The organism is Neobittarella massiliensis (ex Bilen et al. 2018), from assembly GCF_014269355.1.
Taxonomy (GTDB): domain Bacteria; phylum Bacillota; class Clostridia; order Oscillospirales; family Ruminococcaceae; genus Neobittarella; species Neobittarella massiliensis.
In genome coordinates, this window is record NZ_JACOGI010000002.1 from 536,109 (window position 1) to 559,458 (window position 23,350).

Genomic DNA, 23,350 nt, shown 5'->3' on the forward strand with positions numbered 1-23,350 from the left:
ATGGCTGTACAGGTACACACGGTAAAGAGGCCGGCCCCGCCGGAGGCGGGAAAAATGCGGTCGCCGCGCATCGCCCTGATCGGCAACCCCAATTGCGGCAAGACCACCCTGTTTAACGCCCTGACCGGCTCGAACCAATACGTGGGCAACTGGCCGGGGGTGACAGTTGAGAAAAAAGAGGGGCGGGCCAGTTTACAGGGGCAGCCCTACACACTAGTCGACCTGCCGGGCATCTACTCGCTGTCGCCGTACACCATGGAGGAGATCGTGGCCAGCGACTTTCTTATAAAAGAGCGGCCCGACGCGGTACTCGACATCGTCGATGGCACCAACCTCAGCCGCAACCTGTACCTGACCATGCAGCTGCTGGAGCTGGATATCCCGGTGGTGGTGGCCGTGAACATGATCGACGACGTGCAGGCCGCCGGCGGCAGCATCGATACGGCGGCCATGTCGCAGCTGTTGGGGGTGCCGGTGCTGCCCATCGCCGCCCGCCGCGGGCAGGGGGTAGAGGCGCTGATGGCTGCAGTGCTGCGCGCCGGCCGCCGCACCGGGCCGCCGATAGAACACGATAAGCGGGTGCAGCGGGCCCGCAGCGCGGTGGCGCAGCTGCTGCCGCCGGAGCTGCCCCACCGCGCCTATGTGGTGAGCCAGCTGCTGGCCGGCCGCCGGGAGGTGCTGCACGCCCACCACATCGCGCCCCGGCAGATAGCCGAGATCGGTGCCCAACTGGAGCGGGCCTACGGGAAAAAGAGCGATATCGAGAGCATTTTGGCCGCCGACCGGTACGACCAGATCGATCTGGTGGTCGCCGCCGCCTTTACCCCCGGCCCCAGAGCGGAAAAAGAGACAGTTACCGACCGCATTGACCGGGTGGTGACCCACCGCTACCTAGCGATCCCCATTTTTTTTGCGGTGATGGCGCTGATGTTCGCGGTCACCTTTGGCCCGGCGGGCGCCACCTTGTCGGGGCTGGTGGAGCGCTTTATCACCGATGTTTTGATGCCGGCGGTCACCGTGCTGCTGGCCGGGGCGGGCACCCCCGCCTGGGTGCAGGGGCTGCTGGTGGACGGGGTGATCACCGGGGTGGGGGGGATCCTCACCTTTTTGCCCCAGATCATGCTGCTGTTTTTGTTTCTCTCGGTGCTCGAGAGCAGCGGCTACATGGCCCGCGCCTCGTTCGTGATGGACGGGCTGCTGCGCAAGATGGGCCTTACCGGCAAGAGCTTTATCCCCATGCTGATGGGCTTTGGCTGCACCACCCCGGCGGTGATGGCCACCAAGACGCTGGAGAACGAGGACGACCGCCGGCTGACCATCATGGTCACGCCGTTCATGTCCTGCGGGGCCAAGCTGCCCATTTACGGCCTGTTTGCCGGGGCGCTGTTTCCCGCCCACGCCGGGCTCATCGTGTTCTCGATGTACCTGTTGGGGCTGGCGGTGGCCATCTGTTCGGGCATCCTGCTCAAAAAAACAGTGTTTCACCAAAACGCCTCCCCCTTTATTATGGAGCTGCCCCCCTACCGCCTGCCCAGTTTGCGCAATACCGGCCTGCTGATGTGGGAGAAGTGCCGCGGCTTTCTCGTCAAGGCGGGCACCATTATTCTGTCGATGAGCGTGCTCATCTGGTTTTTGCAGCATTTTGACCTGTCGCTGCGGCTGGTAGGCGATACCTCGGCCAGCATGTTGGCCGGGTTGGGCCGGTGCATCGCCCCGGTGCTGGCCCCGCTCGGTTTTGGCACCTGGCAGGCGGCGGTGGCGCTGCTGGCCGGGCTGGTGGCCAAAGAGGCGGTGGTCTCTACGCTGGCGGTGCTCTACGGGGTACAGGTGGGCTCGACGGCGCTGCTGCAGATCATCGGCGCCTCGTTCACCCCTGCCTCGGCCTACGCCTTTATGGTGTTTTGCCTGCTCTACGTGCCCTGCATGGCGGCTTTTGCCACCATCATCAAGGAGATGGGCAGCTTAAAATGGGCGCTGAAGGCGGCGCTGTTTCAGGTGGGCACCGCCTACCTGGTCTCGTATATGGCCTACCAGTTTGCCCGGCTGGCCATGATCCTGTGCTGACCGCCGGCCCCCGCCCGGTGCAGCTGTAAGGAGGTGTTTTTGTGCTGTACTGGCTGATCATGGCTGCAGTGGTGGCGCTGACCGGTTACGCCGTCTACACGGTGGCGGTGCACATCGCCCACCTTGTCACCGGTCGCGGCTGCCGCGACTGCGGCCACTGCACCGGCGGCTGTGCCGGCTGCGACCGAGGGCGCCGCTAAAGGCGCATACGGCCCCCGCTGCCCGCATGGCAAAATACCTGCGAAAAAACACCGCCGGCCCGCCCCGGCCCGACTTCAGCCTGTCCTCAGCTATCGCCTCCCAGCGGGTATTTTTTGAGTGCTTTCGGCGGCTGGCGGTTGCCCCCGGCGGGCAAAGTGGTATACTGGGTATAGTGTGTGCGCGCCCGGCCGGTACCGGCCGGGCGCGCACCGGGAGGGGAGAGAGTGCTTTGAGCCGCGAGAAGACGCGCTTGTTTTGGCGCAAGCTGGCCTGTCTGCTGCCGGCGGTACCGCTGATGGCGCTGGGCATCAGCTGCAACATCACCGCCGACCTGGGCAGCGACCCGTACACCAGCTTTCAGCAGGGCCTGGCCGGCCTGACCGGCCTGCGGGTGGGCACCGTGTCGGTGCTGGTGAACGTGGCCATCGTGCTGCTGTTTTTGCTGCTCGACCGCTCGCTCATCAACGTGGGGGCGGTGGTCTTTTCGCTGGGGTGCGGCCCGTTCGTCAACCTGTTTTTGCCGCTGCTGCAGGCGCTGCGGGGCGCGCACCCGGCCCTGTGGGTGCGTGCGCTCTTTTTGGCCGCCGGCATCGGCTGTATCGTGCTGGCGCTGAGCTACTACATCCCGGTAGGGCTGGGGGCCGAGCCCATCGATATGCTGGCCATCTACATCGGGCGGCTGGTGCGGCGCACCTACGGCATGGGCCTCAACATCTTGAACGCGCTGCTGTTCGTGGCGGCGGTGCTGATGGGCGCCCCGTTTGGGGTGGGCACCGTGGCCAACGTGCTGTGTATCGGCAAGTTTACCGACCTGCTCATGGCCCGGCTGGGCCCGCTGGTGCGCCGTCTCACCGGCGAGTCGGGGTCTGCCGACCGCCAAAATGCGGCCAAAAAAATTGTAGAAAAGGCGAAATAGTAAAGGCGCAGGCCTTGACAGGACGGCCGGCGCCCGATATAATACATGTAAAGGCGGCCCCTTTACAGGCCTGCCCGTATGGGGGCGGGCTTGTTTTTAGGCCGCTGTGCAGGGAGGGGGCGCCGGGCGTATGGCCAAAGATTTAAAGATGTCGCTGCTGTGCGATTTTTACGGCGACCTGCTCACCGACAAGCAGCGCGACTGCCTGGAGCTCTATTACGACCAGGACCTCTCGCTGGGGGAGATCGCCGAGAATACCGGCATCACCCGGCAGGGGGTGCGCGACTCCATCAAGCGCGGCGAAGCCACGCTGCTGGAGATGGAGGGGGCGCTGGGCCTGTGCGCCAAGGAGCGCCAGAACTACGGCCATCTGGCCCGCATCACTGAGCAGGCCAAAAACATTTTGCCCTACGGCGACGGCACCCCCTACGCGGCGGAGATCCGCCGCTGCGTGCAGGAGATACTGGATGCCGTAGAGGAGATGAGCCGCTGAGCCGAGCGGCAAAGCGAGTAGTTAGGTAGGAGGGCTGCCACATGGCGTTTGAGGGCCTGTCGGAAAAACTGTCGGCCGCGTTCAAGCGGCTCAAGCAAAAGGGCAAGCTTGACGAAAAAGACGTAAAGACCGCCATGCGGGAGGTGCGTCTGGCCCTGCTGGAAGCCGACGTCAACTACAAGGTGACCAAGCAGTTCGTCAGCGCCGTCACCGAGCGGGCGGTGGGCGCCGCCGTGTTCGAGAGCCTCACCCCCGCCCAGCAGGTCATCAAGATCGTGCACGAGGAGCTCATAAACCTCATGGGCAGCGAGGTCAGCCGGCTGCAGATCCCCTCCAAGGGGCAGTGCGTCATCATGATGTGCGGCCTGCAGGGCTCCGGCAAGACCACCCACTCGGGCAAGCTGGCCAAGCTGCTCAAAGGTCAGGGGCACCGGCCGCTGCTGGTGGCCTGCGACGTGTACCGCCCGGCAGCCATCAAACAGCTGCAGGTGGTGGGCGAGCAGGCCGGGGTGCCGGTATTCGAGATGGGCCAGATCGACCCGGTGGAGATCGCCAAAAAGGCGCTGGCCCACGCCCGGGACTACGGCAACGATATCGTCATCCTCGATACCGCCGGCCGCCTGCACATCGACGAGCAGCTGATGGGCGAGCTCGAGAACATCAAGTCCGCCGTCGATCCCAGCGAGATCTTGCTGGTCATCGACGCCATGACCGGACAGGACGCCGTCAACGTGGCCCAGAGCTTTAACGACCTGCTCGAGATCACCGGCGTGGTGCTCACCAAGCTCGACGGCGACACCCGCGGCGGCGCGGCGCTCTCGGTCAAGGCGGTCACCGGCAAGCCCATCAAGTTTTCCGGTACCGGCGAAAAGCTCGACGACCTGGAACCGTTTTACCCCGACCGCATGGCCTCGCGCATTTTGGGTATGGGCGACGTGCTCACCTTCATCGAAAAGGCGCAGGAGCAGTTCGACGAAAAGCAGCAGCAAAAGATGGAAGAAAAGCTGCGCCAGAACAAGTTCGACCTGCAGGATATGCTCGAGCAGCTGGAACAGATAAACAAGATGGGCTCGATGCAGCAGATCATGGGCATGATGCCCGGCGGCATGGGCGCCCAGATGAAGGACGCCGACATCGACGAGCGGCAGATCGACCGCACCCGGGCCATCATCCTCTCGATGACCCCGCAGGAGAGAGCCAAGCCCAAGCTGATAAACCCCGCCCGCAAGCGGCGCATCGCCGCCGGCAGCGGCACCAAGGTGGAGGACGTCAACCGGTTGCTCAAGCAGTTCGAGCAGATGAGCAAGCTCATCCGCCAGTTTACAAGGCCCGGCAAGCGCCGGCGCAGATTCATGCCTTTTTAGCGGGCAGTTTTAACGAGGTACGGACCGGCCGCCTGCGGCCGGTGGTATAGATACTAAATGTACAGGAGGTGACAGTGATGGCTGTTAAGATAAGACTTCGCCGCATGGGCGCCAAAAAGGCCCCCTTCTACCGCGTGGTAGTGGCGGATTCCAGATACCCCAGAGACGGCAGATTCATCGAGGAGCTGGGCTACTACGATCCCACCAAAGATCCCAAAGTGGTGAAGATCGACGTGGAGAAAGCGCAGAAATGGATCGCCAACGGCGCCCAGCCGACCGATACCGTGAAGGCGCTGCTGCAAAAGGCAAGCGAGGCCGAGTAATCTCGTCAGACCGCGCTGCCGCATTGGGCAGTGAGATGTTTTATGTCTGAGACATAAGGAGGTTTGGCCAGATGGAGGAACTCTTAGTTGCCATCGTCTCCGGCCTGGTGGAGGACCCCTCCGCCATCGAGGTGACCTGCGACGCCCCCAGCGAGGAAGGCGTGATCGTCTACCACGTGCACGTGGCGCAGCAGGACATGGGCCGCATCATCGGCAAACAGGGCAAGATCGCCAAGGCGATCCGCACTGTGATGCGCTCGGCGGCCAGCCGCCGGGGCGAAAAAGTTCTCGTCGAGATCGACTGACGACAGATATGGGGAAAGCCCGCGGGCTTTCCCTGTTTTTGTGTGGCGCCGCCTTTGGGGGCCGGTGCGCCGCGCCGCGTCAAAACACCCCATCCCGGGGCTGCAGCGGCCCGATGTGCCGCCCGCCCCGGCGCCAGCTACAGGAGGAAAAAGAGCGTGAAGAAGTTTTTAGAGGTGGGCAAGATCGTGGCCACGCAGGGCATCCGCGGCGAGGTGCGGGTGCAGCCCTGGTGCGACAGCCCGGCATTTTTACTGGACTTTGATACCCTGTACCGGCAGGACGGCACCGCCATGGAGGTGCAGCGCGCCCGGGTGCAGAAGAACATCGTCATCGTCAAATTCGCCGGTATCGAGCGCATCGAGGACGGCCAGCCCTACATCGGCACCGTGCTGTATATCGACCGCGACGACGCCCAGCTGCCCGAGGGCAGCTACTTTGTGCAGGACCTTTTGGGCCTGGAGGTGTACGACGCCGACACCGGCGCCCGCTACGGCGAGGTGGTGGAGGTGAGCCAGACCGGCGCCAACGACGTGTACCACGTAAAAGACGGCGACAAGCTGCGGCTGGTGCCGGCCATCAAAGAGGTGGTGCTGGACATCGACTTTGCCGGGGGCAGTATGCGCATCCGGCCGCTGGAGGGGCTGTTTGACGATGCGCATTGATATCGCTACCCTGTTTCCCGATATGGTGATGGCGGTGCTGGGCGAGAGCATCATCGGCCGCGCCGCGCAGGAGGGAAAAGTCGAGATACACGCCCACAACATCCGCGACTACACCGCCGACCGCCACCGCCGGGTGGACGACTACCCCTACGGCGGCGGCATGGGCATGGTGATGCAGCCCCAGCCCATCTACGACTGCCACCGCGCGGTGTGCGAAGAGCTGAGCGGCGGGCAGCGCCCCTGGACGGTGTACCTGTCGCCCCAGGGGCGGGTGATGGATCAGGCGCTGGTGCGCAGCTACCAGCAGCACCAAAATTTGTTTTTGCTCTGCGGCCACTACGAGGGGGTAGACCAGCGGGTGCTCGACGAGATCGTCGACGAGGAGGTGTCGCTGGGCGACTTTGTGCTCACCGGAGGCGAGATCGCGGCCATGGCCCTGGTCGACGCGGTGGTGCGGCTGCAGCCGGGAGTGCTGGCCGACGACAGCTGCTTTGAGGAGGAGAGCCACTGGAACGGCCTGCTGGAGTACCCCCAGTACACCCGCCCGCTGGTGTGGAACGGACGCGAGGTGCCGGCGGTGCTGCTCTCGGGCCACCACCAGAACATCGTCGATTTCAGGCGGCGGGGCGCGCTGCAAAACACCCTGAAAAAGCGGCCGGACATGCTGGACAGCGCCCCGCTGACCGACAGTGACCGGGCCCATTTGCGGCAGCTGGCAGAAGATGCGGGGGGAAAAGAGCGATGACCGGCACACTGATCAATGTGGGGGCTATCCTGCTGGGGACCGGCCTGGGCCTGCTGTTTAAAAAGGGGCTGCCCGCGCGGCTGCAGGACAGCCTGATGAAGACCATGGGCCTGGCCATCCTCTGCATCGGCCTCTCGGGCATGTTGGGCGCTATGGCCACCGTAAAAGACGGCGCTGTCAGCTTTGACGGCGGCCTGCTGCTGCTCGTCAGCCTGGTGGTGGGCGTCGTGGCCGGCGAGCTGCTGGATATCGACCGCCGCCTGGGCGGACTGGGCCAGCTCATCGAGAACAAGCTGAAGATCCAGGGCTTTGCCCGCGGGTTTGTGGCGGCGGCAGTCATCTTCTGCGTGGGGGCCATGTCCATCGTGGGGGCGCTGAATGAGGGCCTCACCGGCGACTACAGCCTGCTCATCATCAAGAGCACCCTCGACCTGGTCACCGGCATGGTGCTCACCACCACCCTGGGGGTGGGGGTCGGTTTTGCCGCGGCGGCGGTGCTCGTCTACCAGGGGGGCATCACGCTGGCGGCCGGGCTGGTGGCCCCCTACATGACCGACGCGCTGATGGGCCAGATCACGGTGGTGGGCAACGCCATCATCCTGTGTATAGGTATCAACTTTTTATTCGGCGAAAAGGTAAAGACCGCCAACTTGCTGCCGGCCCTGTTGGTACCAATCCTGTATAATCTGCTAACAGCGCTGGTGTAAATGTAGAAGTTTTACACAAATGCGGCCGAGCATGTTCCCGGCAAACTTATGGCAATAGCAGAAAATAGAGTGGCCCTGCTGACAAAGCTCGAAACTGTGGTATAATGGGTCTCGGTATAAGGTAGGACCCCGTCCTGCCACCTTAAAATTACGTGATCGAATATCTTTTATCTATATAAGGAGTATGGCAAGATGTTTGTGAAAGATGTAGTTGTGGAAAACCAGGTCGGTCTGCACGCGAGACCCGCGACTTTCTTTATCCAGAAAGCAAACGAATACAAATCCTCTATCTGGGTGGAGAAAGAGGAGCGCCGGGTAAACGCCAAGAGTCTGCTGGGCGTGCTCTCGCTGGGCATCATCGGCGGCACCCAGATCCGCATCATGGCCGACGGCGGCGACGAGGAGCAGGCAGTTGAGGGACTGGTCGCTCTGGTGGAGTCTGGCTTTAAAGAGTAACTGCTCTGTACCTGGCGTTGTCGCTTTTGCGCGGCAGCGCCTTTTTGCATTTTTGGGCCCTGCTCCTGTCGGGGCGGGGCCCCTCGGTGCAAGCGGTCGACCAAAGTGGCGGCCGCAGCGCTGCACATACCTTTATAAAGGGGGGCGACTGCCATGACCATACCCATGCTGGCCGAAAAGGCGGGCAAGCTGCCGCTGGAGCCGGGCGTGTACCTGATGAAGGACAAGACCGGCCAGATCATCTATATCGGCAAGGCAAAAAAGCTCAAGAACCGGGTATCCAGCTACTTCCACTCGGTGGACAAGCACCTGCCCAAGGTGTACCAGATGGTGATGCACGTCAGCGATTTCGACTTTATCGTGGCCGGCAGCGAGTTCGAGGCGCTGGTGCTGGAGTGCAGTCTCATCAAGCAGTACAGCCCCAAATACAACATCCTGCTCAAAGACGACAAGGGCTACCACTACGTGAAGATCACTCCCGGCCCCTGGCCGGACCTGCAGGCGGCCAAGCAGAAGATCGACGACGGCAGCACCTATATCGGCCCCTACACCAGCTCGTTCGTGGTCACCCAGAGCGTGGAGCTGGCCAAAAAGGTGTTCATGCTGCCCGGCTGTAAAAAGAAGTTCCCCCAGGATATCGGCAAGGAGCGGCCCTGCCTCAACTACCACATCAAGCAGTGCTGCGGGGTGTGCACCGGCAAGATCTCCTGCCAGGAGTATAACGACCGGGTGCAGCGGGCGGTGGACTACATCACCGTCGGCGCCGACAAGATCGTAAAGGACCTGGAGCGGGAGATGACCCGTCTGGCCGAGTCGATGGAATTCGAGAAGGCGGCCGCTATCCGCGACCAGCTGCAGTCGCTCAGGCGGCTGAACGAGCGGCAGAAGGTGGTGTTCGAGAGCAAGGTGGACATGGACGCCATCTCGGTGGCCAAGGGGGGCACCGCCGTGTGCGCGGTGGTGCTCAAGTTCCGCCGCGGCCGTCTCAGCGACAAGGACGAGTTTTTGCTCAAGGACGACGGCACCCCGGTGGAGATCCTCAACGAGTTCGTGGCCCGCTACTACACTACCCGCCAGGATATGCCCAAAGAGGTGCTGCTGGAGCTCGAGATCCCCGACGCCGCGCTGCTGGCGCAGCTGATGGGGGAGAAGCGGGGCAGCAAGGTGTCGGTGCTGGTGCCGCAGCGGGGCGAAAAGCGCCAGCTGGTGCAGATGGCCTACGACAACGCGGTCACCGGCATCTCCTACCGCAGCCGCCGCTCCTCCCGCGAGGTGGCCGGCTTAGACGAGCTGGCCAAGCTGCTGGGGCTGGGGGAGCCGCCGGCCTACATCGAGTCCTACGATATCTCCAACCTGGGCGAGAGCTACAAGGTCTGCGGCATGGTGGTGTTTCGCGACGGTAAGCCCTACCGCCGGGCCTACAAGCGCTTTAAGATCCAGACCGTCGACGGCCAGGACGACTACGCCTCCATGCGCGAGGTGCTCACCCGCCGCCTCACCCGCCTGAAAAACGGCGACAGCGACGAGGGTTTTGCCACCATCCCCGACCTGATCCTGCTCGACGGCGGCGAGGGCCACGTGGCGGCCATCCGCCCCATCGTGCAGCAGCTGGGGCTCTCTATCCCGGTGTTCGGCATGGTCAAAGACTCCAAGCACCGCACCCGGGCCATCGCCCTGGGCGGGCAGGAGGTGGCGCTGTCGTCGTACAAGGCGGCCTTTAAGCTGGTCACCACCATCCAGGACGAGGTGCACCGCTATGCCATCAGCTACCAGCGCAAGCTGCACAAGAACTCGGCCCTCAAGTCCGAGCTGACAAACATCCCCGGCGTGGGCGAAAAGCGGGCCAAGGCGCTGCTGACCGCCTTTCGCTCGCTGGAGGAGATATCGCTGGCCGACGTGCAGCAGCTCATGGACAGAGGAAAGCTGCCCAAAAAGGCGGCGCTGGCGGTGTACGACTACTTTAACGGCAAATAGAGAGCGCCCCGGTATTTTTTGCCGCGACTTGACAGCGCCGGGCGCAGTATACGATAATAGACAAAACAGGTGTCGCATCCTGTCGAGCGCGGGGCGCCGCCCCCGCCCGGCACCGGCGGCACCGCTCAAAGAGAGGTTTTTTACATGCGGGTCATCACAGGCAGTGCCAGAGGCACCAGACTGCAGACGCTGGAGGGGCTGTCGGTGCGCCCCACCACCGACCGGGTAAAGGAGGGGCTCTTCAGCTCCATCCACTTTTTACTGCCCGGCGCCCGGGTGCTCGACCTGTTCGCCGGCTCGGGCCAGCTGGGCATCGAGGCGCTCAGCCGCGGCGCCGCCAGCTGTGTGTTCGTCGATCAGGACCGCACCGCCCACCAGGTGGTGCGCGACAACCTGCGCGCGGCCAAGCTGGAAAAACAGGCCCGGGTCATCCAGAGCGAGGCGCTCACCTACCTGCACCGCTGCCGCGACAGCTACGATCTGGTATTCGTCGACCCACCCTATGCCTGCGGGCTCTACGGCGAGATACTGGCTGCGCTGGAGCCCTGCGTGGCCGCGGGCGGGCTGGTCACCGTCGAGAGCGACCGCGATGAGCCGCTGCCGCCCCAGGTGGGGCAGCTACAGCAGCAAAAGCGCCGCCGCTACGGCAAGATCACCATTACCACCTACCAGAAAGGGGAGCGGCTATGAGCACCGTCATCTGCCCCGGCAGTTTCGACCCCATCACCAAGGGCCATCTCGATATCATCGTCAGGGCCAGCAAGCTGTTTAGCCGGGTGATCGTGCTGGTGTCTAAAAACCCGCAGAAGACCACCTCGTTTTCCGAGCAGGAGCGGGTGGAGATGATCCGGGCGGTGACCGGCGACCTGCCCGGGGTAGAGGTCGACTGCTATCACGGCCTGCTGGCCGACTACGCCCGCCAGGTGGGGGCCATCGCGGTGGTGAAGGGGCTGCGCGCCGTCAGCGACTTCGAGTACGAGTTTCAGCAGTCGCTGGCCAACAAAAAATTAAACCCCGAGCTTGAGACCATCTTTTTAAACACCAATTCCAAATACATGTACCTGAGCTCCAGCATCGTAAAACAGATCGCTGCCTTCGGGGGCGACATCGCCGACTTCGTGCCCCCGGCCATCGTACAGCCCATCAAGACCCGGTTGAGTAAAGGAGAATAACTATGAATATCGATGAGATACTGGACCTGCTCGACGACGCGCTCGAAGACGCCTGGACGCTGCCCCTGTCCGGCGGGCGCCGGGTGGTGGACATCGAGAAGATCCGCGAGCTGACCGACGACATCCGCCTCAACCTGCCCACCGAGATCCGGCAGGCCAAAGCCATCGTCTCCGACCGGGCCGACATCGTGGCCACCGCCAAAAAAGAGGCGGCCGCCATCATCAAGCGGGCCGAGGACAAGGCGCGCAGCATCGTCGCCCAGGACGACCTGGTCAAGGCCGCCCAGAAAAAGGCCGGCGAGATCCTCAGCCAGGCGCAGATGCAGGCCCGAGAGATGAAACAGGCCTCCACCGAGTTTGCCGACAACGTGATGAAGAGCACCGAGCAGTTTTTGATCGCCCAGATGGACGAGGTGAAATCGGCCCGGGCCCGGCTGCACGGCCGCGAGGTCAAAAAGCGGTAGCCGGTGGGCGCCTTTCCCCCAAAAGAGCAATAGATGTGGAAAACGAGCGGTGGCTGCCGGTGGCAGCCGCCGCTTTTTGTGTGGAAAAAGTGGGCCGCGGTGGCATTTTGGTGGAAAATATTACCGGCAAAAAGAGGGGCAAAAACGGCCTTTTTGTGGGCGCTACCGCCCGAAAACGGTCAAATTTGGCAAAAATCAGAAAAGTGTGGTGAAAAGTGGGGCGAAAGCCCCGTTTTTTTGTGAAAAAACCTGCAAAAAACAATGTGGAATAAATGTGAACAATCGCCGCGCAGCGAATTTTTCACTTGATTTTTGATAGGGCTGCCCCTATAATGAAATAAAGTGGTGAAAAGTGGTTGAAAGTGCAACGAAGTACCACAAAGGTGGTGAGAAGATGTTAATGGGTGAATACAGCCACAATATCGACCCCAAGGGCCGCATGATCTTTCCCGCCAAGCTGCGGGAGGGCCTGGGGATGCGTTTTGTGGTCACCAAGGGGCTGGGCGAGCGTTGCCTGGCCGTCTATTCCTACGAGGAATGGGATCTTCTCGCCGCCAAGATCAAAAACTTGCCCATGTCTAAAGCCAGAGCGCTACAGCGGGTCTTGTTTGCCGGTGCCGTCGATGTGGAACCGGACAAGCAGGGCCGTATTTTGCTCCCCGCCGCGCTGCGGGAGTACGCCGGGCTGCAAAAAGACGTGGTGGTGGCCGGCGCTGCCAACCATGCCGAGATATGGGATAAAGACCAGTGGCTCGCCGAGTGCTCGAAGCTCGACGAGCAGGAGATCGCCGGCATCATGGAGGAGCTGGGGCTGTAGTCCCGCCGCCTTGGGCTGAGCAGAGAGGGGCGATGGGCGCTTTGGAATTTTCACATGTATCGGTACTTTTAAACGAGTGTATCCAGTCGCTCTGCATCCGCCCCGGCGGCACCTATCTCGACGGCACTGCCGGCGGTGCCGGCCACTCGCGGCAGATCGCCGCCCGTCTGGAGGGCGGCCACCTCTACGCCCTCGACAAAGACCCCACCGCCGTCGAGATCGCCACCCAGCGCCTTGCCGGGCTGCCGGCCAGCGTGCTGCAGGCCGACTTTAAAAATGCCCGCGCGGCGCTGGCGGCGGTGGGGGTCACCCAGCTGGATGGGGCGCTGCTCGACCTGGGGGTATCCTCCTACCAGCTCGACACCAAGGAGCGGGGCTTTTCCTACCGCTTCGACGCGCCGCTGGACATGCGCATGAGCCAGACGGGCCTCTCGGCCTACGACGTGGTCAACACCTACTCCCCGCAGGAGCTGGCGCGCATCTTATACACCTACGGCGAAGAGAAATTCTCCCGACAGATCGCCGCCAAGATCGCCGCCGCCCGCGAAAAGGCGCCCATCACCAGCACCTTTGAACTGGTGGAGATCATCAAGTCGGCGCTGCCGGCAGCGGTGCTGCGCAAGCAGAAAAACCCCGCCAAGCAGAGCTTTCAGGCCATTCGTATCGAGGTCAACGGCGAGCTCGACGCGCTGGCTCAGGGCCTGGCCGATATCTTCGATATGCTGGTCCCCGGCGGCCGGCTGTGCGTCATCACCTTCCACTCGTTGGAGGACCGGCTGGTGAAAAAACAGTTCGTGCAGTGGACGGTAGGCTGTACCTGCCCGCCGGATTTTCCTGTCTGCGTGTGCGGCGGCAAGCCAAAGGGCAAGCTGTGCCCCAAAAAGCCCATTTTGCCCAGCGAAGAGGAGCTGGCCCAAAACCGCCGCAGCCACAGCGCCAAGCTGCGGGTCATCGAAAAACTGTAAGCGGGGCAGAGGCCCCGGTATAGAATAGACACTCTCCACCCGGAGACACAGATAGAAACAGCACCCCAAATACCCCACACAGAGAGGATGAAACCAGATGAAAAATGCAGGCCAGGCCTACGACTTATCCCTGTTTGAAAACCGGGAGCCCAAAATGCGGGTCATCAAAAATGAAAAGCCCCAACCCAAGAAAAAAGGAGCCCCGGCCGGTAAGGTACTGCTGGCGGCCATTGCCATCTGCGTCACCGGGCTGATGATTTACAGCCGGGTGGTCCTCACCGAGCTGGGTGACCAGCTCAGCACCGCCAAAGACAATCTGGCTACCCTCACCTCCACCACCAAGCAGCTCGACATGCAGCTCGAGACCCGCATGAGCTTAAAAAATGTCGAGCAGTATGCCAGCACCCAGCTGGGCCTGGTGCGGGTCGACAGCAAGCAGGTGGAATACGTCGACCTCGAGCAGCAAAACAAGATCGAGGTGTCCGAGGAGAAGTCCCCGGTGGCCAGCTTTTTTGGTGGGCTGGCAGCCAAGATAAAGGAATACCTGGGCCTGTAGGGCCATACTCATATAACGTCACCAGCTGTCTGCGTACAGACGGCCGGTACGCCCGCAGCGGCAGTGGGCAGGGGCGGGCAGAGGTGTGCAGAGGGCTGCACCGCCGGGCCCCGCACCCGATACCGTGCACCCGAGATCTGGATGATTGGGCATAATGCAGAGGGTCAAGAACACAGATCTTGACCCTTTTTTTGGTAAAGGAGGCCATTTCACACCTATGAAACCGACCAAGAGGATGAGCACCCGCACCATCATCGTGCTGGCGCTGACAGTCGTCATCGGCTTTGGCACCGTCTTTGCCAATCTCATCAACGTGCAGATCGTCAAGGGCAAAAAGTACTCCGAGCTGGCTATGGAGCAGCAGCTGCGCGACACCCCCATCAGCTCGGTGCGGGGCGATATCACCGACTGCAACGGCAACATACTGGCCACCTCTTCCACCGTGTGGACGGTGTACATATCGCCGGCCGATATCAAAAACGACGAGCAGCGCGAGCTGATCGCCGAGAACCTGGCCTCTATTCTGGAACTGGACAAAGACGCCATTCTGGAAAAGACCAAAAAGAAAAACTACTACGAGATCATCAAGCGCCGGGTGGAAAAAGAGCCGGTGGACAAGGTACTGGCTTTTTCCAGCGAAAAAGAGATCGCCGCCATCCACGTGGAGGAGGACACCAAGCGCTATTACCCGCAGGGCAATTTCCTCTCGTCGGTTCTGGGCTTCGTCGGTAACGACAACCAGGGCCTGGAGGGGCTGGAGGCCTACTACGACAGCTATCTCAGCGGTACCCCCGGCCGGTCGGTGGCCATTAAAAACAGCTGGGGCCTCGACATGCCTTTCGACTACGAAAAAGAGTACGCCGCCAAAGACGGCGACACCTTGGTGCTCACCATCGACGAGGTGCTGCAGCACTACCTGGAAAAGTACCTGCAGGAGGCGGTAGACGAGCACAACGCCACCAAGCGCGGCGCCGGCATCGTCATGAACGTCAAGACCGGCGAAATACTGGCCATGGCCACCAAACCCGACTACGACCCCAATGAGCCCTTCGAGATCTACGACCCCGAGGCCAAGGCCCGCATCGAGGCGCTCAGCGGTGAGGAGAAAGAGAAAGCTGAGGCCGAGGAGCTCTCGCTGCAGCGGCGCAACAAGGTCATCTCCGACCTGTACTACCCCGGCTCGGTATTCAAACCCATCACCGTATCGGCGGCGCTGGAGGAAGGCGTGGTCAACGCCAACAGCGGCTTTTACTGCCCCGGTTACGAGATCGTAGACGGCCAGCGCATCAACTGTGCCTCGGTCGGTTCGGGCGGTCACGGCCAGCAGAACCTGATGGAGATCCTCAAGAACTCCTGCAACCCCGGCCTTATGCAGACCGCCGCTAAACTGGGCAAAGAGAAGTTCTACCAGTACTTCCAGGGCTTTGGCCTCACCGAAAAGACCGGCATCGACCTGCCCGGCGAGGCACAGAGCATCTATGCCGGTCTCGACAAACTCTACCCGGTGGGCCTGGCCACCTCTTCTTTCGGCCAGACCAACAAGATCACCCCGCTGCAGATGGCCACCGCCTTTAGCGCCGTGGTCAACGGCGGCTACCTCTACCAGCCCCACATCGTCAAAAAGATCGTCGACGCCGACGGCAACGTGGTCGAGAACTTCCAGCCCAAGCTGGTGCGTCAGGTCATCTCTGAAGAGACCTCCAAAGAAGTGGCCGAGTTCCTGGAGCACGTGGTGGCCGACCCCGACGGTCAGGCCAAGCGCGCCTACGTCAAGGGCTACCGCATCGGCGGCAAGTCGGGCACCTCGCAGAAGATCGACGAGGAGGGCGGCGAGACCAGGTACATCGCCTCTTTCTGCGCCTTTGCCCCGGTGGACGACCCGCAGATCGTCTGCCTGATGTTCTTAGACGAGGCCGACAGCTACAGCATCTACGGCTCTACCCTCATGGGCCCGGCAGTGGGCAAATTCATGGCCGACGCGCTGCCCTACCTGGGCATCGAGCCCACCTACGAAAAGGGCGACGAGGGGATCGAGCAGTCGGTCCCGGCCCTGGCCGGGCAGGAGATCGGCACCGCCGAGAGCACGCTCATGTCCAGCGGCTTTAAGGTCAACCGGGTCGGCAGCGGCACCACCGTCGTCTCCCAGTACCCCAACAGCGGGCAGAAGGTGCCCACCGGCTCCACCATCACCCTGTACACCGAGTCCGACACCTCGCAGCAGATGGTGCAGGTGCCGAACTTCATCGGCTACACCCCGTCGGTGGTGCAGCAGATGGCGGCGAGCGCCAACCTGAATATAAAAGAGACCGGTGGCGGCAGCGACGCCTCGGCGGCCGCAGCCAACAAGCAGAGCATCCAGCCCGGTGAGATGGTGCCCGCCGGCACCGTCATCACGGTGGAATTTTACGACAACACAGTTTCCGGCGACTAGCGCGGTGCGCCCCCGGTGGGGCGCGCGGCGCTGTCCGCCGCGAGGAGGCTTTTGATGGACTTACAGACATTGCTGCGCGGGGCCGCACTGGAGCCCGACGGCCTGCAGGACCTGCAGGTGACGGTGAGCATGGTCACCTCCAACTCGCGCAAGGTGACCGAGGGCGCTGTGTTTTTGTGCCTGGTGGGCCGCTCGTCCGACGGGCACGCATACGCCGCCCAGGCGCTGGAAAAAGGCGCGATCTGCGTCGTCGCCCAGCGCGATCTGGGCCTGGGCGCGCGCCAGCTGGTGGTAGGGGATACCCGCCTGGCCTACGGCCTTTTGTGCAGTGCCTTTTACGGCCACCCGTCTAAAAAACTCAAGCTAGTGGGGGTCACCGGCACCAACGGCAAGACCACCGTCACCACGCTGGCCAAGCAGGTGCTCGAGCAGGCCGGCCACAAGGTGGGCCTTATCGGCACCATCCAAAACCAGATCGATACCCTCAGCCTGCCGGCCAAGTTCACCACCCCCGAGCCGGAGGACCTGCACGCGCTGTTTGCCAGCATGGTAACTGCCGGTTGCGACTGCGCGGTGATGGAGGTCAGCTCCCAGGCGCTGGATCAGGGGCGGCTGTGCGGCGTCACCTTCGACGCGGCCATCTTTACCAACCTCACCCAGGACCACCTGGATTACCACGGCGATATGGAGCACTACTTCTCGGCCAAACGGCAGCTGTTTTTACAGGCCCGGTCGGCGGCGGTCAACGCCGACGACGCCTATGGCCGCCGGCTGCTGGCCGAGGCGGTCTGCCCCATGAGCGCCTACGGCACCGCCGCCGGCTGCGACTTTGCCGCCGCCGACATCCAGCAGCGGGTAGACGGGGTGTCGTTTACGCTGGTGCACGGTGAGCAGCGCATCCCGGTGCAGTTCGGCATGCCGGGCCTGTTCTCGGTATACAACATCTTGGCGGTCATCGCCGCCTGCCGGGCGCTGGGCTTAGAGCTGGACGCGATCTGTCGGGCGGTCGCCGGCTGCCACGGGGTATTTGGCCGGGCCGAGGTGCTCTACCGGGGGGCGTTCACCGTCATCTGCGACTTCGCCCACACCGCCGACGCGCTGGAAAACCTGCTCTCCACCCTGCGGCCCTTTGTGCCCGGCCGGCTGGTGGTGCTGTTTGGCTGCGCCGGTCAGCGCGACCGCACCAAGCGCCCCAAAATGGCCAGCACCGTGGCCCAGTACGCCGATGTGATGGTCATCTCGTCCGATAACCCCCGCAACGAGGACCCGTACGTGATCCTGGAAGATACCGTCTCCACCATCCGCGACCGGGGCGTGCCCTACCACCTGGAGGTGGACCGCTACTATGCCATCCGCTGGGCCATCGAACAGGCCCGGCCCAACGATGTGGTGGTGCTGTGCGGCAAGGGGCACGAAAACTACCAGGTCATCGACACCTGCACCGTGTACTTCGACGAGCACGAGATCGTGGCCGAGGCGGTAAAAGAGTGGGAGCGCGCCCACCAGAACTAGGCGCCGCCCCGTACAGAGAAGACGAAAGGAAAGGCGTGAGCGTGATGATGAGATCTTTGCCACTGGGCGATATCGCACGGGCCATCGGCGCCCAGCTGCCGGGCGGCTGCGACCCCGCCCAGCAGATAACCGAGATATCCAGCGACACCCGGACCATCGTGCCGGGCAGCCTGTTCGTGGCCATCGAGGGCGAGCGTTTCGACGGCCACGCCTACGTGCAGGCGGCTTTTGACAAAGGCGCCGCGGCGGCGGTGGTGGCTCGCCCGGTAGAGCGAGCCGGCGGCCCGCAGCTGGTGTGCCAAAACACCAAAAATGCCCTGATCGCCATGGGCGGTCTGTACCGCGACCTGTTCGAGAGCTGCCGTTTTGTGGCGGTCACCGGCAGCGTGGGCAAAACCACCACCAAAGAGATGATCTACGCCGCGCTGCGCCGCTTTGGTAAGACCCTCAAGACAGAGGGCAACCAGAATAACGAGATCGGCATGCCCGCCACCCTGTTTCGCCTGCAAGACGATACCCGGCTGGCGGTCATCGAGATGGGCATGAGCGGCTTTGGCGAGATAGCCCCCATGACCCGCGCGGTGCGCCCCGAGGTGGCGGTGGTCACCAACATCGGCGTCTCCCACCTCGAGGCCATGGGCACCCGCGAGAACATCTTGCACGAAAAGCTGGATATCGCCCTGGGCCTGCAGGGCCCCAAAACGCTGGTGCTGTGCAGCGACAACGACCTGCTCTCCACCGTGACACAGGTGCCGGGGGCAGATCACATCCTGCGCTATGCCATAGCGGACAAGTCGGCAGATTTTGTGGCCGGATCTATCCATTCCGACAGAGTCAGCACCTTTTTTACCGTACACTGTAAGGAGGGGGATTTCCCGGTGCAGATCCCCTGCCTGGGCCAGCACAACGTGCTCAACGCGCTGGCGGCCATCGCCGTCTCGGCGGCGCTGGGGCTCTCGGTGGCCACCGCCGCCTCCGGCTGCGCCGACTACCAGCCCGCCGGCATGCGCCAGCGGCTGGTGCAGTGCGGCGATATCACCTTTATCGAGGACTGCTACAACGCCAGCCCCGACTCGATGCGCGCCTCCATCACCCTGCTGGCACAAAACTTCCCCGGCCGCCGCAAAATAGCGGTGCTGGCAGATATGCTGGAGCTGGGGGAGCACAGCCAGCAGATGCACCGCGACGTGGGGCAGATGCTCTGTGACAACGGCATCGACTGCGCCTTTTTGTACGGCCCGCAGATGTTGCGCTGTGCCGAGACCGCCACCGCCGGTGGGGTAGATGTGCGGCACTTTGCCGACAAGCCGGCCCTCACCGCGGCGGTGATCGCGGCTTTGGCGCCCGGCGACTGCGTGCTCGTCAAGGGCAGCCGGGGCATGAAGTTAGAAGAAGTTCTCGAGGAGATCTACCATACAAACGGGGGGACGTGCAGATGAGTCAAATACCGGTGATCCTGGCAGCGGTGCTGTCTTTTGCCATCACGGCCGTGGGGGGGCTGTTCATCATCCCCTTTTTAAAGCGGCTGCACTACGGCCAGACCATTAAAGAGATCGGCCCCACCTGGCATAAGGGAAAACAGGGCACCCCCACCATGGGCGGGCTGATGTTCATCATCGGCATCCCGGTGGCTACCCTCATCGCCTATTTCGCTATGCAGGGGCTGGATAAAAACACCTTTGCCACCATATTGCCCAGCCACCGGGCGCGGCTGTTCTACGGCCTGCTCATGGCGCTGGCCTTTGGCTTTCTGGGCTTTTTAGACGACTATATCAAGGTGGTCAAAAAGCGCAATCTGGGCCTGCGCGCCCGCGAGAAGATGCTCGGCCAGTTGCTCATCGCCGCGGCCTACATCGCCGCCTGCTACCTGTCCGGCGACCGCTCCACCTCGGTGCAGGTCCCCTTTGCAGGCGATATCGAGCTGGGGCTGTGGTATTTTCCGCTGGCGCTGTTTGTCATTGTGGGCACCGTCAACGCCGTCAACCTCACCGATGGGCTCGACGGGCTCTCCAGCTCGGTCACTTTCTGCGCCAGCCTGGGCTTCATCGTCATTTCCGGCATGCTCGGCTTTGCCGGTATGAACATCCTCTCGGCGGCGCTGGCCGGCGGCTGTATCGGCTTTTTGCTCTATAATTTCTACCCGGCCAAGGTGTTCATGGGCGATACCGGCTCGCTGTTTTTGGGGGGGCTGGTCACCGCGCTGGCCTTCGGTATCGGGCTGCCGGTGGCGCTGGTGCTGCTGGGCATCATCTACGTCATCGAGACGGTATCCGATATCCTGCAGATCGGCTTTTTCAAGCTCACCCACAAGCGCATCTTTAAAATGGCCCCCATCCACCACCACTTTGAGATGTGCGGATGGAGCGAGGTGAAGATCGTCACCGTGTTCTCGGTCATCACCCTGATCGGCGCGGTGCTGACAATCATCTGGGTCAGCGCCCTGTAGACATCGATATAAACTGTATAAATGCGGCGGGGCCCGGCCCCGCACCAAAATTTTTCCTGGCCGGCGCCGGGAGAGCGAGAGACGAGGTGAGGACCTTTTGAACAGAAAGGCGAGAAAAGTACGGGCACAAAATGTCGGTGGTCAGTCGCAGGCCGCTGTGCAGAGCCGTCCGCCGCGCAAAAAAAGCAGGCCCTTCGACGCCACGTTTTTGATACTGGTGCTCATCCTGGTGGCTTTTGGGCTGGTCATGCTGTTTTCGGCCAGCTACGCCTACGCCTATTATAACGAGGGCAACAGCTTCCACTACATCACCCGCCAGGCCATCTTTGCGGTGGCCGGCATCGCGGCTATGCTCATCATCTCCAAGATCGACTACCACATCTACGAGCGGTTTTGCTATGTCATCTGGATCGTGGCCGTGGCGCTGCTGGTGGTGGTGCTGTTCATGCCGCCCATCAACTTTGCCCGCCGCTGGATCATCATCGGCGGCATGACCTTCCAGCCCTCCGAGATCGCCAAGTTCGCCGTCATCGTGGTGTTCGCCCACCTCATCGACCGCAACTACAAGCAGCTGAAGACCTTCCGCTACGGGGTGCTGCCGTTTATGGCGGTGCTCAGCATCACCATCGGCCTCATGGTGCTCGAGCCCCATCTGTCGGGAACCATCCTCATCGTCACCATCGGCTTTGCCATGATGTTCGTGGGCGGTACCGGCACCAAGTGGTTTCTCATCGGCGGTGGTCTCATCGCCGGCGCGCTGGTCTGCCTGCTGCTCTTCACCGATGTGCTCGAGCACGCCATCCCCCGCCTGCAGATGTGGAAAGACCCCTTCATCGACGCCAAAGGCGACGGCTGGCAAACGGTGCAGTCGCTGCTGGCCATCGGCTCGGGCGGGTTCTTCGGGCTGGGCCTGGGCAACTCGCGGCAAAAGCACCTCTACGTGCCCGAGCCCCACAACGACTTTATCTTCTCTATCCTCTGCGAAGAGCTGGGGCTGGTGGGGGCGCTCATCGTCATCATCCTGTTCATCCTGCTGGTGGTGCGCGGCTTTGCCATCGCCATGAAGGCCAAAGACCGCTTTGGCAGCATGCTGGCCATGGGCCTCACTTTCCAGGTGGGCCTGCAGGCGCTCTTAAACATCGCCGTGGTCACCAATACACTGCCCAACACCGGTATCTCGCTGCCGTTTTTCAGTTACGGCGGCACCTCCCTGCTCATGCTGCTGGGGCAGATGGGAGTGGTGCTCTCGGTCTCGCGCTTTAGCCGGCTCGAGAAAAAATAGCCCGGCCGGGCCCCAGCAGCCCGGCGGGTGAGCAGCGGCCCGCGCCGGGGACATGAGCCCCGGTGCGGCCCCTCTCCAGCCACTGCCGCCGGCAGTGGCTGTACGAGGTTTTATACAACACAGAAAGCGAGGACAGCGACATGCGTTTACTACTGGCAGGCGGCGGCACAGCGGGGCATATAAACCCCGCTCTGGCCATCGCCGAAGCGGTGAAACGGGCCCGACCCGACGCCCAGATCGCCTTTGTGGGCAACCAGAACTCCATGGAGGAGCGGCTGGTGGGCCGGGCCGGCTACCCCTTTTATACCATGCGGGTGCGCGGCTTCTACCGCAGTTTTTCCCCCTCGGCCATGGCCCATAACTTCGATGCAGTGCGCTGCCTGGTGGGCGCGCCGAGCCGGGCCAAAAAGATCCTGCGCGAGTTCTCTCCCGACATCGTGGTGGGCACCGGCGGCTACGTCAGCGGCCCCATCGTGCAGCAGGCAGCCAAGATGGGTATCAAGACCGCTATTCACGAGCAAAACGCCTTTCCCGGGGTCACCAACAAGCTGCTGGCCAAAGAGGTGGACAAGGTGCTTTTGGCGGTCCCCGCCGCCGAGCAGTACCTGCACCCCAAGGGCCGCTGCGTCATCACCGGCAATCCGGTGCGTCAAAGCGTGCTGGCCGCCTCTAAAAAAGAGGCCCGGCGCGCGCTGGGCCTGGGCGAGTGGGAGACCTGTATCCTCTCTTTCGGCGGCAGCTTGGGGGCCCGCCCCATAAACGAGGTGGTGGCCGACCTGATGGCCTACACCCAGAAAAACTGCCCCCAGGTGCGCCACATCCACGCCTACGGCGGCAGCGGACGGGCGGCGTTTATGGAGCGGCTGCGCCAAAACGGGGTAGACGCGCAAAATGAGCGGCTGGATATCCGCGAGTACATCGAGGACATGGACCGCTGTATGGCCGCCGCCGACCTGGTCATCTGCCGGGCCGGGGCCATCACCCTCAGCGAGCTCGAGGCCGCGGGCAAAGCGGCCATCCTCATCCCGTCCCCCTATGTGGCCGAAAACCACCAGTATCACAACGCCATGGTTTTGCAAAAAGCCGGTGGCGCCGCCGTTATCGAGGAAAAAGACCTCACCGGCGAGCTGCTCATCAAAAAGGTGGCGGCCCTCATCGCCGACCCCGGCGAGCTGGCCCGCTGGGGCCACGCCAGCTCCCGTATCGCCATCATCGACGCCGCCCAGCGCATCTGCCGCGAACTGCTGGCCATGGTGTGATCCAAAGCGCCCATTTTCAGCGCACCCATTGCGGCATAGGAAAAAAGCGGCCCCCATCCCCCAAGCACCTGCCGTCTACCCAGCGTTCTGCACAGCAGTTGCCGGGCAAGGCCCGGCAAAGCGGCCGTTCTTCTGAACGACCCTAGACAGCATGTATTCGACCCTATCTAAAAGGACCCCATACATAAGTAGGATCCTAGAGCGGGAGCAGAGACCGTAAAGAATGGCGGTGCCG

25 protein-coding genes are annotated in these 23,350 nt (G+C 62.6%); all 25 read left to right on the plus strand.

Annotated elements, in window-relative coordinates:
• The gene (feoB, locus tag H8K20_RS11575; protein WP_243206448.1) at window positions 1–2,064 is read left to right on the plus strand and encodes a ferrous iron transport protein B; all 2,064 of its coding nucleotides are present in this window, start codon (window positions 1–3) and stop codon (window positions 2,062–2,064) included.
• 41 nt (window positions 2,065–2,105) lie between these two features.
• A complete protein-coding gene (locus H8K20_RS11580) occupies window positions 2,106–2,264 on the plus strand; it encodes a hypothetical protein (protein WP_178089881.1) in 159 nt (52 codons plus the stop codon).
• 230 nt (window positions 2,265–2,494) lie between these two features.
• A complete protein-coding gene (locus tag H8K20_RS11585) occupies window positions 2,495–3,181 on the plus strand; it encodes a YczE/YyaS/YitT family protein (protein WP_186488500.1) in 687 nt (228 codons plus the stop codon).
• A 130-nt stretch (window positions 3,182–3,311) separates the two neighbouring features.
• Entirely contained in the window at window positions 3,312–3,674 is a 363-nt protein-coding gene (gene ylxM / locus H8K20_RS11590; protein WP_154867710.1) for a YlxM family DNA-binding protein, read from the plus strand.
• 41 nt (window positions 3,675–3,715) lie between these two features.
• A complete protein-coding gene (gene ffh, locus H8K20_RS11595; RefSeq protein WP_105205267.1) occupies window positions 3,716–5,038 on the plus strand; it encodes a signal recognition particle protein in 1,323 nt (440 codons plus the stop codon).
• Window positions 5,039–5,115: 77 nt separating this feature from the next.
• Window positions 5,116–5,361: a 30S ribosomal protein S16 gene (rpsP, locus tag H8K20_RS11600; protein ID WP_105205266.1), complete on the plus strand. Its 246-nt coding sequence runs from the start codon at window positions 5,116–5,118 to the stop codon at window positions 5,359–5,361.
• Between the two features lie 71 nt (window positions 5,362–5,432).
• A complete protein-coding gene (locus H8K20_RS11605) occupies window positions 5,433–5,666 on the plus strand; it encodes a KH domain-containing protein (RefSeq protein WP_105205265.1) in 234 nt (77 codons plus the stop codon).
• Window positions 5,667–5,822: 156 nt separating this feature from the next.
• Window positions 5,823–6,329, plus strand: coding sequence for a ribosome maturation factor RimM (rimM, locus tag H8K20_RS11610; RefSeq protein WP_154867712.1), 507 nt, complete (start codon window positions 5,823–5,825; stop codon window positions 6,327–6,329).
• The gene (gene trmD / locus H8K20_RS11615; protein ID WP_186488555.1) at window positions 6,319–7,074 is read left to right on the plus strand and encodes a tRNA (guanosine(37)-N1)-methyltransferase TrmD; all 756 of its coding nucleotides are present in this window, start codon (window positions 6,319–6,321) and stop codon (window positions 7,072–7,074) included. The genes rimM and trmD overlap by 11 nt, the downstream gene beginning before the upstream one ends.
• Window positions 7,071–7,781: a DUF554 domain-containing protein gene (locus tag H8K20_RS11620; protein ID WP_154867714.1), complete on the plus strand. Its 711-nt coding sequence runs from the start codon at window positions 7,071–7,073 to the stop codon at window positions 7,779–7,781. Before trmD ends, H8K20_RS11620 begins: the two co-directional genes overlap by 4 nt.
• 192 nt (window positions 7,782–7,973) lie before the next feature.
• Window positions 7,974–8,237, plus strand: a complete 264-nt coding sequence (locus H8K20_RS11625; protein ID WP_105205261.1) for an HPr family phosphocarrier protein — start codon at window positions 7,974–7,976, stop codon at window positions 8,235–8,237.
• 153 nt (window positions 8,238–8,390) lie between these two features.
• Entirely contained in the window at window positions 8,391–10,211 is a 1,821-nt protein-coding gene (uvrC, locus tag H8K20_RS11630) for an excinuclease ABC subunit UvrC (RefSeq protein WP_186488501.1), read from the plus strand.
• A 69-nt stretch (window positions 10,212–10,280) separates the two neighbouring features.
• A complete protein-coding gene (gene rsmD, locus H8K20_RS11635; protein WP_341480845.1) occupies window positions 10,281–10,901 on the plus strand; it encodes a 16S rRNA (guanine(966)-N(2))-methyltransferase RsmD in 621 nt (206 codons plus the stop codon).
• Entirely contained in the window at window positions 10,898–11,383 is a 486-nt protein-coding gene (coaD, locus tag H8K20_RS11640; RefSeq protein ID WP_105205259.1) for a pantetheine-phosphate adenylyltransferase, read from the plus strand. Before rsmD ends, coaD begins: the two co-directional genes overlap by 4 nt.
• A 2-nt stretch (window positions 11,384–11,385) precedes the next feature.
• On the plus strand, window positions 11,386–11,847 hold the full coding sequence (locus H8K20_RS11645) for an ATP synthase subunit B family protein (RefSeq protein WP_105205258.1): 462 nt from the start codon (window positions 11,386–11,388) through the stop codon (window positions 11,845–11,847).
• Between the two features lie 49 nt (window positions 11,848–11,896).
• Window positions 11,897–12,163 (plus strand): hypothetical protein, encoded by a 267-nt coding sequence (locus H8K20_RS11650; protein WP_186488502.1) that lies wholly within the window; start codon window positions 11,897–11,899, stop codon window positions 12,161–12,163.
• 78 nt (window positions 12,164–12,241) lie between these two features.
• Window positions 12,242–12,664: a division/cell wall cluster transcriptional repressor MraZ gene (mraZ, locus tag H8K20_RS11655; RefSeq protein WP_105205257.1), complete on the plus strand. Its 423-nt coding sequence runs from the start codon at window positions 12,242–12,244 to the stop codon at window positions 12,662–12,664.
• A gap of 41 nt (window positions 12,665–12,705) precedes the next feature.
• Window positions 12,706–13,629, plus strand: coding sequence for a 16S rRNA (cytosine(1402)-N(4))-methyltransferase RsmH (gene rsmH / locus H8K20_RS11660; RefSeq protein ID WP_407938513.1), 924 nt, complete (start codon window positions 12,706–12,708; stop codon window positions 13,627–13,629).
• A 97-nt stretch (window positions 13,630–13,726) separates the two neighbouring features.
• Window positions 13,727–14,185 carry a hypothetical protein gene (locus tag H8K20_RS11665; protein WP_186488504.1) on the plus strand — a complete coding sequence of 153 codons (459 nt, stop codon included), beginning with the start codon at window positions 13,727–13,729 and terminating at the stop codon, window positions 14,183–14,185.
• Between the two features lie 217 nt (window positions 14,186–14,402).
• The gene (locus H8K20_RS11670) at window positions 14,403–16,616 is read left to right on the plus strand and encodes a penicillin-binding transpeptidase domain-containing protein (protein WP_186488505.1); all 2,214 of its coding nucleotides are present in this window, start codon (window positions 14,403–14,405) and stop codon (window positions 16,614–16,616) included.
• Between the two features lie 54 nt (window positions 16,617–16,670).
• On the plus strand, window positions 16,671–18,128 hold the full coding sequence (locus tag H8K20_RS11675; protein WP_186488506.1) for a UDP-N-acetylmuramoyl-L-alanyl-D-glutamate--2,6-diaminopimelate ligase: 1,458 nt from the start codon (window positions 16,671–16,673) through the stop codon (window positions 18,126–18,128).
• 44 nt (window positions 18,129–18,172) lie between these two features.
• Window positions 18,173–19,567: a UDP-N-acetylmuramoyl-tripeptide--D-alanyl-D-alanine ligase gene (locus tag H8K20_RS11680; protein ID WP_186488507.1), complete on the plus strand. Its 1,395-nt coding sequence runs from the start codon at window positions 18,173–18,175 to the stop codon at window positions 19,565–19,567.
• Window positions 19,564–20,574, plus strand: coding sequence for a phospho-N-acetylmuramoyl-pentapeptide-transferase (gene mraY / locus H8K20_RS11685; RefSeq protein WP_186488508.1), 1,011 nt, complete (start codon window positions 19,564–19,566; stop codon window positions 20,572–20,574). Before H8K20_RS11680 ends, mraY begins: the two co-directional genes overlap by 4 nt.
• A gap of 97 nt (window positions 20,575–20,671) precedes the next feature.
• Window positions 20,672–21,856 (plus strand): putative lipid II flippase FtsW, encoded by a 1,185-nt coding sequence (gene ftsW, locus H8K20_RS11690; protein WP_207721556.1) that lies wholly within the window; start codon window positions 20,672–20,674, stop codon window positions 21,854–21,856.
• A 140-nt stretch (window positions 21,857–21,996) separates the two neighbouring features.
• A complete protein-coding gene (gene murG, locus H8K20_RS11695) occupies window positions 21,997–23,115 on the plus strand; it encodes an undecaprenyldiphospho-muramoylpentapeptide beta-N-acetylglucosaminyltransferase (RefSeq protein ID WP_105205450.1) in 1,119 nt (372 codons plus the stop codon).
• Window positions 23,116–23,350: the final 235 nt, after the last annotated feature.